The 13,363-nt window shown below is 62.2% G+C and carries 7 protein-coding genes; 3 read left to right on the top strand and 4 right to left on the bottom strand.

Annotated features, from left to right (window positions below; translation table 11 throughout):
* Positions 1 to 106 precede the first annotated feature (106 nt).
* Positions 107 to 439: a 2Fe-2S iron-sulfur cluster-binding family protein gene (locus ACYVGC_RS12355; RefSeq protein WP_460584138.1), complete on the bottom strand. Its 333-nt coding sequence runs from the start codon at positions 437 to 439 to the stop codon at positions 107 to 109.
* A gap of 106 nt (positions 440 to 545) precedes the next feature.
* Positions 546 to 1,367 carry a DUF2520 domain-containing protein gene (locus ACYVGC_RS12350; RefSeq protein WP_460584137.1) on the bottom strand — a complete coding sequence of 274 codons (822 nt, stop codon included), beginning with the start codon at positions 1,365 to 1,367 and terminating at the stop codon, positions 546 to 548.
* Positions 1,368 to 1,597: 230 nt separating this feature from the next.
* Here ACYVGC_RS12350 and ACYVGC_RS12345 point away from each other — a divergent pair, with 230 nt between their 5' ends.
* Together ACYVGC_RS12345 and ACYVGC_RS12340 are read left to right on the top strand one after the other, a co-directional pair.
* Complete coding sequence (locus tag ACYVGC_RS12345) at positions 1,598 to 4,366, top strand: T9SS type A sorting domain-containing protein (protein WP_460584136.1); 2,769 nt, start codon at positions 1,598 to 1,600, stop codon at positions 4,364 to 4,366.
* Between the two features lie 217 nt (positions 4,367 to 4,583).
* A complete protein-coding gene (locus ACYVGC_RS12340) occupies positions 4,584 to 6,530 on the top strand; it encodes a T9SS type A sorting domain-containing protein (protein ID WP_460584135.1) in 1,947 nt (648 codons plus the stop codon).
* 201 nt (positions 6,531 to 6,731) lie between these two features.
* Here ACYVGC_RS12340 and ccsA read toward each other — a convergent pair whose 3' ends face one another.
* Positions 6,732 to 9,314 (bottom strand): cytochrome c biogenesis protein CcsA, encoded by a 2,583-nt coding sequence (gene ccsA, locus ACYVGC_RS12335; protein WP_460584134.1) that lies wholly within the window; start codon positions 9,312 to 9,314, stop codon positions 6,732 to 6,734.
* Positions 9,315 to 9,429: 115 nt separating this feature from the next.
* Between ccsA and ACYVGC_RS12330 the strand changes: the two genes are divergently transcribed.
* Positions 9,430 to 12,198, top strand: a complete 2,769-nt coding sequence (locus tag ACYVGC_RS12330) for a response regulator (RefSeq protein WP_460584133.1) — start codon at positions 9,430 to 9,432, stop codon at positions 12,196 to 12,198.
* 85 nt (positions 12,199 to 12,283) lie between these two features.
* On the opposite strand, the gene ACYVGC_RS12325 is transcribed toward ACYVGC_RS12330, so the two are convergent.
* Positions 12,284 to 13,036, bottom strand: a complete 753-nt coding sequence (locus ACYVGC_RS12325) for a LytR/AlgR family response regulator transcription factor (protein ID WP_460584132.1) — start codon at positions 13,034 to 13,036, stop codon at positions 12,284 to 12,286.
* Positions 13,037 to 13,363 lie beyond the last annotated feature (327 nt).

The following is a 13,363-nucleotide window of genomic DNA, read 5'->3' as shown; positions in this document are numbered from 1 at the left end:
CTCTTGATTGGGTAGGAGGGTATGGGGGTAGGCGGATAAGAGGGGGCAGGCGGGAGGCATTAGTCCCTCTTACCCACTTACCCTCGCACCCGCCTACCCTTAAAAATTAGTGTCCCAGAAAGTTTTGGGGGGGCAGCGTTACTACCAGTTGCAGGCTTTCGTTGGGCAGCACGCACTGGCAGGCCAGGCGCGAGCTGATGCGCGGGTTGATGGCGCGGTCAATGAAGTCTTCTTCCTTGTCGGAAATCTCGGGCAGGTCGTGGCCGCCTTGGTCCACGTAGATGTGGCAGGTGCTGCACCCGCACACGCCGCCGCAGTTGTGCTGCAGCTGAATGCCGTTGTTGAGGGCTACGTCGAGCACCGACTCGCCGCTGGCCGCCACGTGCGTTTGGGCGGGCTGGCCGTCCTGAAACTGAAAAATAATAGTCGAAGGAGTCAAAATAAAGTTGCCCGCTGGGCCTGATGCAAGGCACAAAGTTAAGGCCCCCTGTTTGGGAATTAAGAATTGGGAAAGCGGAAAGGAGAATTACCTGGCCCGCAATTCTTTACTGTTTCGGCTCCACGCTCATTGCTGCCGCCTCCCCAATGCTCGCCGACAGCTGGGTATAGAGGGCCTGCCAGGCGGGGTGGGCGGCCAGGGCCGCCTCGTGGGCGGCCAGCGTGGGCGCATCGTGGCGCACGGCGGGGCCCGTTTGCACGCCAAAGGGCGAGGGCTGGGCCGCCAGGGCCTTGGCCACGGTTTCGCGCACCAGCGGGTGCAGCAGCTCAAAGGGCAGGCTGGCTTCGGCCAGCAGCGCCTGGGCCACGCCCAGCAGGTGATTGGTGAAGTTGCTGGCCCACACGGCCCCCAGGTGCAGCCGCAGCCGCTGGGCCGAGCTCAGCAGGGCCACCTGCTGGCTGAGGGTGCGCGCCAGCGCCAGCAGCCGGGCTTCGGCCGCCGGGCCGGTTGCCTCCACAAACAGCGGCACCGCGCGCCAGTCGATAACCCGGCCCGCGCTAAAGGTTTGGAGGGGGTACAGCACCCCACCCTGCACGTGCGGCGCGGCCGCAAACACGGCCAGCGGCACGGCCCCGGCCAGGTGGGCTACCACGGCCCCGGCGGGCCAGGGCACGGAGGTAAGTAGCTCGGGCACGGCCGCATCGGGCACGGCCAGCAGGTACACATCGGCGGGGGGCAGGGGGGCGGGGGTGGCCCACGCCTGGCAGGCGGGCAGCTGCGCGGCCAGGGCCTGGGCCAGGCCCGGCGTGCGGCCCGCCACAAAAACCACGTGGTGCCCGGCCGCCGCCAGCGCGGGCCCCAGCGCAGCCGCCACGCGCCCGGCCCCGAATAACCCAACCCGCAACGCCGTAGAAACAGAAGGTAGCATAAGAAGCCAAAGGTCGGGGCCAGCGCGGCCGAGGCCAAATACGCCTGAGGCTAGCCTACTTAAAGCGAGAAGTTTGTCAATTACACGGTGGGAGTTTACCAAAAAAGTAGCATCTTGTGGGCGCAAATGCCGGGCTTTAAGCTAGGCTTAGAATTAGTGCCTACCAACTGCTTTACGTTTGCTTTAAAAATACTTTTTCGCTTTTTCCTTTTCACTTTCAATTTCCTCAGATGACAAACCCTTACACTCGGGTAAACTCCTGGAGCCACCGCTTGCGGCAGCTGGGCCTAACGGCTGCGCTGCTGGGTGGGGCTACGGTAGCAGCCCAGGCACAGACGCTGAACTACTCACCGCTTTCAACTACCAATATAACAGGTACCTATACAGATTTAGGCACCACTGGTAATGTCATCGAAACAGCTAATACCGACGATGCCAATTCGGCAGCGAAGGATATTGGTTTCACGTTTTCCTACAACGGGACCAACTTTACTCAGTTTGTTTTTAATACCAACGGGGTCATTCGCCTGGGTAGCGCGGCGCCTTCTACCGCAGCGCTGTATTACGATAACAATACCTCGTCGACAACGTGGACCGACCCACTAGTGAGCACCAATGCGGCCGACGTCAACCTGTTGATGCCGCTCAACATCGACCTGGTGCCCGGTACCGGCACGGGCGGGGCCAACTACCAAGTGCTGACTACTGGTATCGCGCCCAACCGCGTGTGCACCATTCAGTGGCGCAACGTGGCTGACAAAGCCGGCGCAGGTACCGATGTGGCCAACGGTACGCAGTATGGCAACATCAGCTTTCAGATTAAGCTGTATGAGACTACCAATGTCATTGATTTTGTGTACGATGGCGCAGTGGCTGGCAGCGGTGCGGCCGGCACGCGCTTTCCCAATGTGGGCTTGAAAGGCTCGGGCCTCACGGCCGGCCAGTTGACGCTGGCACAAAAAGCCGCCAGTACTGCCTGGAGTGGCACCACCTTTCAAAACACCAACTATGGTAATGCAGCTCATAACATTACCAAGACGGTAACGCCCGACGCGGGCCGCACGTACCACTTTGTGCCCTACGTGACGCCAGCCAACGATATCGCCATTCAAACGGTGTATACCCTAGGCAAGATTGCTACGCCCAGCGCGCTACCCCAGACCGTGCGGGCGTTTATCTCCAACAACGGCACGGCCGCGCAGACCAACGTGCGGGTAACGCTCAACATCACGGGTGCCAATACCTTCACTTCGGCAGTTACGGTCGCTTCACTTGGCGTGGGAGTTCGTGGCACAGTTACGGTAGGCACCTTGCCCGCCACGCTCAACCCCGGCACCAACGTAGTGACGGTGAGCGTGGCCGACGACGGCAACAATACCAATAACTCTGCTACGGTTTCGCAGCTGGTTACCACCAACCGTCTCACATACATCGAGCCGGGCAAAGCATTCACCGGCACGCTTGACGGTTTTGCCAACTCAACCACGGTATTCAACGTCAAGTACACCGTACCCGGTACCGTCGTGCTTTCCGACGCCATTGTGTCGCTGGGCGCTCAGACCCCAACTACTACCACGCCCTTCCAGGTAGTGGTGTACGATGCCACTGGCACGGGCGGCCTGCCGGGCAAGCTGCTCTTCACGTCGGCGGCCCAAAACCGCCCGACTACTGCGGCTGACATCACTGTGCCCCTACCAGGCATTCAGCTCACCGGCTCGTTCTACGTAGGCGTGAAGGAAGCTGGTAACACGGGCATCAGCGTTGCTACGCAGGCCGAAACTCCTCTGCGGTCCGCTACTTTCTACTACTCCTCTGATGGAGCAAACGGCTGGACTGATTTGGCCACTACCACCCTCGCCATTCGCTTGGGTATTGAAGTAGGTTTTGCGGCGGCCCCTGGCTGCGCGGCTCCTACCGCCCTGACCGTAACCAGCACCACATCTAACACAGCTACCGTGTCCTTCACCGATGCCAGCGCTTCGGGCAGCTACCAGATTATCTACGGCCCGGTTGGCTTCCAGCCCGCCACGCAGGGCACCACCGTTACGGCTACCACTAACCCCTTTACCATCAATGGCTTAGTGGCTGGCAGCCAATACCAGGTGTATGTGCGTACCAACTGCACTGGCGGTGGCACCAGCCTGCTTTCGGCCCCCGTTACCTTCAATACTGGTTGCGATGCCGTTACGACCATCACGGCCTTCCCGTATTCGCAGACCTTCGACAACATTCCGGTGGGTGGCTTGCTGCCTTGCGGCATCACCACGCTCGACGCCAACGCCGACGGCGCTACCTGGCGCGTTTCGACCGAGAACCCCAACTCGGGCACCAACTCTATCCGCTACAACGGTATTGTGGTGAACAACGTGGCCGCTGACGACTGGTTCTTCACGCCCGCCCTGACGCTGGCCCCGGCCACTACTACCACCCGCTACCAGGTGGCTTTCCGCTACCGCACCTCGGGCGTGGGCGCTACCGCCACGGGCATTGAGAGCCTGGAAGTGAAGTCGGGCACGGCCGCTACCGTAGCCGCCCAGACCAACCTGCTCTACACCAACGCCGCCATCACCAACACGACTTATGCGCTGGCCAATGGCACCTCTACTCCCGCAGTAGCCTTGCTGCCCGCCGGCGCAGGCACCAGCTACGTGGGCTTCCACATCAAGAGCGCGGCCAACCAGGGTAACCTCTACATTGATGATGTAGCCGTAACCACCGTAGTAGTAACCGCCACCACCTCGGAGGCCTTGCTGCGCGCCGTAACGGTGTTCCCGAACCCTTCGACGGGTGTGTTTGAGCTAGCTATCCAAGGTGCCAATGCCAAGGGCAACCTCGGCGTGTTGGTAACCAACACCTTGGGCCAGCAGGTGTACACGGGCAGCGCCCGCGACAACTACACCACCAAGCTGGACCTGAGTAACCTGGCCGCCGGCCTCTACCACCTGCAAGTACGCAACGGTGACGAGACTATGACCCGCCAGATTGCCATTGTGAAGTAAGCTGCGCCAGGCCCGCCCCGCCTCTGCTATGAGGCTGGCAACTGCCCTGCACCTGCCCAAAGCCGGCTGCCCTACCTGGGGCGGCCGGCTTTTTTTTGGCCTGGTCCGGCGGCTTTCAAATAGGCACGTCTTTCTTTGTAGCTATTCAACCGTCCCGGGTTGGTAGACGGCTTCCCTTCCTCTTTTTTCAGCCATCGTTTCTTACCCTTTTCAACCCATGAAATACTGCTACCACCTACCTGCGCAGGCGGCCCGCCCCTGGCTGCTGGCCCTGCTGCTGGGGGGCGCGGCCTGCCGGCCAGCTGGGGCCCAGGCCCTTAACTACTTTGCCGTGAATGCGCAGCCTACCAACACCACCTACACCGACCTCGGCACCACGGGCACGGCCATTGCCACCGCCAACACGGACGACGCCAATTCGGCGGCGCAGCCGCTGGAATTTGCGTTTTCCTACGGCGGGGCCAGCTACTCGCAGTTTGTGCTCAACACCAACGGCTACCTCAAGCTGGGCGGGGCGGCCCCGGTGGGCCCGTACTTCAGCAACGGGGCGCAGGATATCGGCGGCGGGCCCCTCGGCTCGGTCGATACCAACCTGCTGCTGCCCTTCAACACCGACCTAGAGGCCGGCACCAGCCCCACCGAGTACCGGGTGGCTACCACCGGGGCGGTGGGCAGACGCATCACCACCATTCAGTGGAAAAACGTGAGCGACAAGGCTCGCGCCGCCAGCCTTACCAGCCCAACGGTGGTGCCCAAGCAGTACACCAACTTCAGCTTTCAGGTGCGGCTGTACGAGGGTAGCAACGCCATTGACTTTACGTATGGCCCGGCTACTTCCTCGGGCAACACTACGGTGAATAGCGTGGTAGGGGTGGGCCTGAAAGGCAACGGCACGGACGCTACCCAGCTCACCACGGTGGGCAAGCAGGCTACTTCCTCGTGGATATTTCCGGTGTTTCAGGATGGCGGCTACCCGGCCGGTGGCGGATTTGGCATTCGGAGCACTACGCTGCCCGATGCCAACCGCACGTACCACTTCGACGCGGCCGTGCCCAACGATGCGGCGCTGACCGCCCTTTACGGCATTGAGCAGCTGCCGGCCGGCCAGGCCTACGCCTACCAAACCCTGGTGGTGAACAAAGGCAACACGCCGCAAACCGACCTAGTGGTGACGCTCAGCCTGAGCGGCGACAACCAGGCGGCCCTCAGGCAAACCGTTGCCAGCCTGGCGCCGGGGGCCAAAACCCTGCTGACGTGGCCCCGGCTGACGCTGCCCAATGCGGGCCTGACCACCATTGCGGTGGCCCTACCCGCCGACGCCACGCCGACCAATAACAACCTGACGGCCACCACTGCCACGGCCCTGAGCAGCGCCACTACGCCGGCCGTTTTCTCCTACCTCAAGCCGGGCAGCCCCGTGAACGGCGGGTACGGGTTTGGCCCTATCGCCTCGCCTTTCACAGGTATTTGCTACGCGGCCTATGGCCCGACCAGCGCCTTCACGTTTACGTTTGTGCGGGCGCTGCTGGGCCGCAACGCCGTCAATGTGGGCCAGAAAGTGTATGGCGTGCTGGCCGATGCCAGTGGCAGCGTGCTGGGCCAGTCGGCCGAGTATACTATTCAGACCAGCGACCTAGGCACCCTGCACACCTTTGCCCTGCCCACTCCCATTGCGGTGCTAGCCGGTACCGCCGTGCTGGCTGGGCTGGCGCAGCAGGTGACTACGGTGCTGTTTTTTGCCACCGGTACCCAGCCCGAAACGCCGGGCCGCTCGGGCACTTACTATACGTTTAGCAACCCGTACTCGTCGGGTCGGCTCAGCGACATCAACGCGAGCGGCTTTAACAACCTGCGCTTTCTGATAGAGGCCGGCAACGGGGGCGGGGCGCTGGCCACGGCCACGCCCGCCCTGGCGCAGTCCCTCACGGTGTTTCCCAACCCCTCGGCTACCGGGCAGGTGAGCCTAGCCATTGGGGGGGCCAACGCCCCGGCCGGCCTCGCCGTGACGGTGCTCAACCCGCTGGGCCAAGTGGTGTACACAGGCACCGCCCGCGACAACGCCACCACCCCCCTCGACCTGGGCCCGCTGGCCACCGGCCTCTACCGCGTGCAGGTGCGCCACGGCAATACCTTCGCCAGCCAGCCGCTGAGCATTGTGCGCTAAGCGGCCCGCCACACGGTTTTTCTCAAAAGGCTGCCCCAGTGGGGTAGCCTTTTTTGGCCCCATTCCCCGGCGCAGACTATTTCCCCTTACGAAAGAGACGACAAGCACCTCGAAGCCTTCAGGGTACTATGCAAGAGAGGCGACAAGCGCCCGACAACGTGTCGGGTACCTGTCGCCTCTCTTGTAAAGGGCTGCCGGGGGCTAGGCCACGGCCTGCGGGCGGGTGGCCCCGGCGCGGCCGGCGGGCTGGGGCACGGCCACGGCGCGGGCGGCTTTGCGCTGACGCATGCTCAGCACCAGGCCGAAGCCCATGAGCAGGGTGCCGCCCCACAGCAGGTTGATAAAGGGCTTTTCGGTGGCTTTGAGGATGATATAGTCCTTGCCGGTGGTGCTGATGGCGAAGGTGAACTTGCCCTTCACGGGGTCAATTTGGTCGAGGGTGAGCTTAAGGCCCAGGTCTTCCACAATTTCGGGCACGTGGCCCACCTGGCGGTCGCGCAGCAAGAACACGGGGTGCGCGTGGTACTTCTTGCCCTTCTCGCCGGTCACAATCATGTCGGCCTGCAAAGCAATATCGCCGGGCAGCAGCTTGATGCCGGGCACCTCGTGCGCCTGCTCAATGGCCCGGAACACGGCGAAATAGTCGTTCAGAAACAGCGTATCGCCCACGCTCAGCTCGTGCGGAATGGCGGGGCTCCACGGAATCTCCTTGCGCGGGTCGGGCACCGACGAGATGTGCGAGTAGATGTCGTGGTCCCAGAAGCGCTGCAAGGCGGGCGAGGCCAGCAGGCCGCCCATCTCCTCGTTTACCTGGGCGCGGGGGTAAAGGGTGAACTGCTGGCCCGTTTTCTTATCGTTGTAATCAACGCGGTAGTACGTGTTCTCGGGTAGGATGCTGAGCGTATCGCCGGTGTGGTAGTAGGTCTTGTCACCAGACTTTACCTCGCCGCGGGCCACGGCCTTGTACTCGTCGTCGGTGCGGTAGAGCAAGGTGGTGTTCACGTAGCCGGGTACGCCGGGCACGTCGAGGTACTGGCCGGCGTAGGTCACGTCGTAGCCGTTCATGGCCCCAGTTTCGTTGCGCCACAGCAGCACGTTGTTCTCATTGTCGGTATCCGACATCTCCTTCGAGATGAGCTTACCACTCACGTTGCGCGAAATGGTGTTGGAGTAGCCCGCCGAGGCCAGAATACCCAGCAGCATGAGCGCAATACCCAAGTGGGCCACTGCGCCGCCGCTCAGCTGCACCCCACGCCGCCAGAGCCCAAAAATGGCGCTCACGTTGGTCATAATGGCGAACAGCCCGGCCAGCAGCAGCACCACGTAGGGCACCGACATGGCGTGGCCAAAGTAGCGCGTGAGCAGCACGACAAGCGCCGTAGTCAGCAATGCCAACATGGTCGGCGTAGCCAACGAATTGATAACCGGCTCTTTAGCTGGCCGCCACCACAGCACCTGCGCAATACCTGACACGATGCCAATGAGCACGCCGGCCCACAGCTGAATGCGGGTGTAGTGCTGAATCTGGTCGGCGGGCAGCGCCAGGTTAGACTTGATGCCGATGAAGCCCAGGAAGGCATTGTACACCGGAATGCTGGTAGTAGCCACCACCTGGAAGGCTGCCAGGCACAGCACCGTAGCACCGATAAACACCCACAGCTCAGGGCTGTAAGCAGTTAGCTCTTTTTCCGAAATCGGGATGCTTTTCCAGCGGTATGCCAGCAGCGCGATGGCTCCTACCGCAAAGAAAACCAGGTAGATAATGAGCTGGCCCGACAGGCCCAGGTCCGTAAACGAGTGCACCGAGGCGTTGCCCAGCACGCCGCTGCGAGTGAGGAACGTGGCGTAGAGAATAAGCACGAACGTGGCTACCACCAGCGCGAAGGCAGTGCGCAGGCCAGTGCGGCGGCGCTGCCACAGCACCATGCCGTGCAGGGCCGCAATCAGTACCAGCCATGGAATGTACACGGCATTCTCCACCGGGTCCCAGTTCCAGAAGCCGCCGAAGTTCAGAGTTTCGTAGGCCCAGTAAGCACCCATCATAATGCCCACGCCGAGCACCGCGCCGCCGAGGGCGGTCCAGGGCAGAGCGGGCTTTACCCAGGTGGTCAGCTCCTTTTTCCAGAGGCCGGCAATGGCGAAGGCAAACGGCACCAGCGTGAGCGCAAAGCCTAGAAACAGCGTGGGCGGGTGAATCACCATCCAGTAGTTTTGGAGCAGCGGGTTGAGGCCCGAGCCATCCTTGGGCACGAAGTTGGGGTTAGTTTTCCACACGGGCAGGTCCACCATAAAATCGCGCAGCAGAATAAAGGGCGACGAGCCGATTTTTACGCCGGCCACCACCACGCCCAAAATCATGCTCACCAGGAAGGTTTGCACCGTGGCAAATACGGCCAGCACCGGGGCTTCCCACTGCTTGTTGAACTTCATAATGCCCAGCCCCAACACCACGTGCCAGAATATCCAGAGCAGGAAGCTACCCTCCTGGGCTTCCCAGAAGCAGGAAATCATGTACTGCACCGGCAGGTGGTTGCTGGAGTGCGACCACGCGTAGTAGTACTCGTAGCGGTGCAGGTAGATAATGTTGAACAGGCACCCCACTACCGTGAGCACGGCCGCGCCGTGCACGAAAAACGCGCCCCGCGCCAACCGCAGCCAGCTGGCATCGGCCTCGCCCAGCGCCCGGCCTCGCGCGGCCTGAAAGTAGCCGTAGGCCGCCACGGCCGCCGCTACGAATGCCAGGATAACGCCGGCCTGACCCAGATTTCCAACGATTAAATTCACGGGCTTATTAATTTTTTGGCAAAGGTACCGCCTGGCGGGCGGGCCGGGTGGCGTGGTTACGACCCGGTGGCGGGCTTTTTTGTTTACCTTGACAGCCCTTTAACTGCTACATTCCATGTCTGCTCCTGGTTCCTTGCCTGGTATTGATGCCCCTGCCCTGGCAAGCCCCGACCCCTTGGCCCACCTCACGCGCGAAGTGCAACAGGCCCGCGCCGAAGCCGACCTGGCCCGCCAGCACCTGAACGTCCTCACCAACTACCTGCGCGAGGGCCTGCTGCTACTCAGCACCGAGTTGCGCATACTCCTCATCAACGACCAGTTTTGCCGCCTGCTGGGCCTGCCGCTGCCCGCTAGCCAGTGGCTGGGCATGCCCTTGCAGCAGCTAGCCGAGCCCATGCTGGAGCAGGTAGCCGACCCGGCCGCCTACGCTGCCGAAGTAGCCAACGGGCCAATGGGCACAGCGGCCAACACGCTGCTAGCCCTGCGCGATGGCCGCACCCTGGAACGCAACATGCGGCCTGTTACGCTGGGCGACGCCGCCGGCTGGCTCCTCAGCTACCGCGACGTAACGGCCCACCGCGCGGCCGAAAGCCAGCGCGACGCCCAGCGCAAATTCTACGAAACCATTCTCGACGAAGTGCCGGTAGAGATTGCCGTGCTCGACGAGCAGCGCCGCTACGTGTACACCAACCCCCAGGCCGTACCCGACCCCGCACATCGCGAGTGGCTGCCGGGCCGCACTCTGGCCGAGTACTGCGCCCGCTACGGCTTTCCGCTGGAGTTGGCGGCGCACCGCGACCGCATGTTTGAGCAGGCCGAGGTGAGCTCACTCCCCATTTTTTGGGATGACCGCACGCCGCTACCCAGCGGCGGGGCCGTGTACCACCAGCGGCAGTTCAAGCTGCTGTCGGGGGCCGGGCGGGGGCTGCCCTACATGCTGGGCAGCGGCCTCGACGTGACGGCCCGCGTGCAGGCCGAAGCGCGCAGCCAGGCCAGCGAAGCCGCCCGCCGCGAGCAGCAGGAGTTTATGCAGCAGGTGCTCGACACCAACCCCAGCCTGGTATTTGTGCGCGATGCCGCGGGCGAGGTAGTGTTTGGCAACCGGGCCATGCTGCGGCTCGAAGAGCAGGCACTGGTACCCGCTTCGGCAGAGGTGCAGCAAGCTAAAGCCCGCGATGCGGCCGAGTATGCCGCCGTGGATGCCCGAGTGCTGGCCACCCGGCAAGAAGTAACGGCCGAAGAGCGCTCGACCTCGCCCACTGGCGAGGAGCGCTGGTTTTATACCATCAAGCGGCCCCTGGTACGGCCCGATGGCAGCGTGCAGGTGCTGGGCGTGAGCACCGACATCACCGACCTGAAAGCCGCCCAGCTGGCCGCCGAGCAGGCCGCCCAGGCCCGCGAAAACTTTTTGGCCAACATGAGCCACGAAATCCGCACGCCCATGAACGGCGTGCTGGGCATGGCCGCCCTGCTGGCCAAAACCCGCCTCAACCCGCAGCAACAGGAGTTTGTGCGCACCATCCGCAGCTCGGGGGCGCACCTGCTGGGCGTGCTCAACGACGTGCTCGACGTGTCGAAAATTCACTCGGGCAAGCTGGAAATAGAGGCCGCCCCCTTTCACCTGCACGACTCCATGAAGCAGGCCGTGGCCACGCTGGCCATGCAGGCCGAGGAAAAGGGTCTGACGTTCGGCTTCAAGCCCTTCGCCACCGACGAAGCACCCTGGGTACTGAGCGACCCCTTCCGACTTAATCAAGTACTGCTCAATCTTTTATCTAACTCTATTAAGTTTACTACCAGCGGCAGCGTGTGGCTGCGCAGCTTTTTGGTGGGCGAAACCGAGGAGGAATTGCTCGTGCGCTTCGCGGTGCAGGATACTGGCATTGGCATTGGGGCCGATGCGCTGGAGCGCATTTTTGAGAGCTTCACCCAAGCCTACGCCGACACCACGCGGCGCTACGGCGGCACCGGCCTGGGCCTCACCATCAGCCGGGCGCTGGTGACGCAGCTGGGCGGCGAGCTGGGCGTAACCAGCACCATCGGCAAAGGCAGCACTTTTTCTTTTACCCTGCCACTGCGCAAAACCGAGGAGCCCGCCCCCGTGGTGGCCGACGCCTTCGATACCGGGATGCTGCGCGGCGTGCGTGTGCTGCTGGCCGAGGACAACCCCATCAACCGCATGGTAGCCCGCCTGCACCTGCTACAATGGGGCGTGGTGGTAGATGAGGCCGAGGATGGCCTAGTGGCCCTGCAGAAGCTGCGCGACAACCCCTACGACGTGGTACTCATGGACATTCAGATGCCCGGCATGAGCGGCATCGAAGTCACGCAGCACCTGCGCCAGTTTGCCGACGCCACGCAGGCCACCCTGCCCGTGCTGGCCCTCACGGCCAACGTGTTCAAAAGCGACAACGAAAAGTACTTGGCCGCCGGCATGGACGACTACCTTGCCAAGCCCTTTGCGGAAGAAGACCTGTACACCAAGCTGTTGGCCCTGCTGCGCCAGCCCGCCCCCGGTCTGGCCCTGGCTCCGCCCCCACCGCCGCCCGCCTACGACCTCGCCCGCCTGCGCCAGGATGCCAAGGGCCACACTGCCTTTATCACGGGCATGATTACCTCGTTTTTGACGCACATGCCGCCCATGCTGCAAAAAATCCGCGAGGCCACCGCCGCCCACGACTGGCTAGCGGTAGCCGACCTGGCCCATCACATCAAACCCAACCTGCTCACTCTAAGTATTGAAGCAGCTATTCCGGCCATGCATACCCTGGAGGAACTGCCTACCCTACTGCCTACCCCCGACGAGCCCCTGCGGCAAGTGGCCGTGGCCCAGCTGCTGGCCGCCGTAGAAACCGCGCTGCGCGAGCTGCCAAGCGAGCTATAAGTAATTATCAATCAGGTATTTATGAAAAAGGGGCGGCAGTGCATAACGCAGTGCCGTCCCTTTTTCATAAATACTTGATTAACTACTAAATACCACGTAAGCGTTTAAAAAATGCTTCCTGGTAGGCCTTGGCTACCGGTACCTCGTGGCCGCCGGGCAGCTGCAGCTGGTTGTCTTCCACGGCCTCTATGAGGTCGGTATTGACCATGTATGAGCGGTGCACACGCACAAAATTGGCGAAGGGCAACCGCTCCTCAAAGGTTTTGAGCGTGGCGTACACAATGTGCTTGTGCTTGGGCAGCACCAGCACCGAGTACATCGACATGGCCTCGATGTAGAGTACCTCGTCGAAGTTGACGCGGGTGAGGCGGTTGTTGATTTTCAGGAACAGCGTGTGGCCTTCGGCCCCAAACATGGCTTCGGGACCTTCTTCCAGCGCGGGCACGGCCAGGGCCGCGCGCTGGCTGCGAATGCGGTCCACGGTGCGGCTGAAGCGGGCGTAGTCCAGGGGCTTCACCAGGTAGTCGGTCACGCGCAGTTCGAAGGCGTCCACAGCGTAGTCGCGGTGCGAGGTCACGAGTACCACTTCGGGCAGCGGCTCGGGCAAAATGCGCACCAAATCGAGGCCCGTAAGCTCGGGCATGCTGATGTCGAGCAGCAGAATATCGGCGGTGCCGCCCGCGCGGAAGTAATTGAGGCACGTCACGCCGTCGGCGAATGCGCCGGCCAGCGTAAGGCCATCCGTGATGCCAACGTAGTGCTCCAGCGTGAGCCGGTTCATCTCGTTGTCATCCACCACCACGCAGGTCAGCTGAGACAAAGGAGCGGCGGGACTCATAAAAAGAGACAAGCGAGTTAATTAATAGAAACAGCCTGAAAGATAAGTGGGAAAGCTAGTACACCAAGCCCTCATAATGTGCTAACTACGCGGGTTGCTTACGCGGCAACGGCTACCGCAAGCCAGCCCGGTTAGCCAGCGGGTTTTTCCGGTTCCACAACCGACTCACTAGGTTTCACCCAACTAGCTTACTAACAGCGCAATGACCAGCGGCAACTTTTGCAGTAACACCCGATTACTATTTATTATCAAAAAACTGCCATTTAATTTCTTCCAGCAAGCTATTCATCACCCGCAGCAAAAAGCCCGCCGCACCTGATTAGGCAC

Source organism: Hymenobacter arcticus, assembly GCF_054779975.1.
The sequence above is the reverse complement of the archived record's forward strand: the minus strand, read 5'-3'. Positions and strand labels throughout refer to the sequence as shown.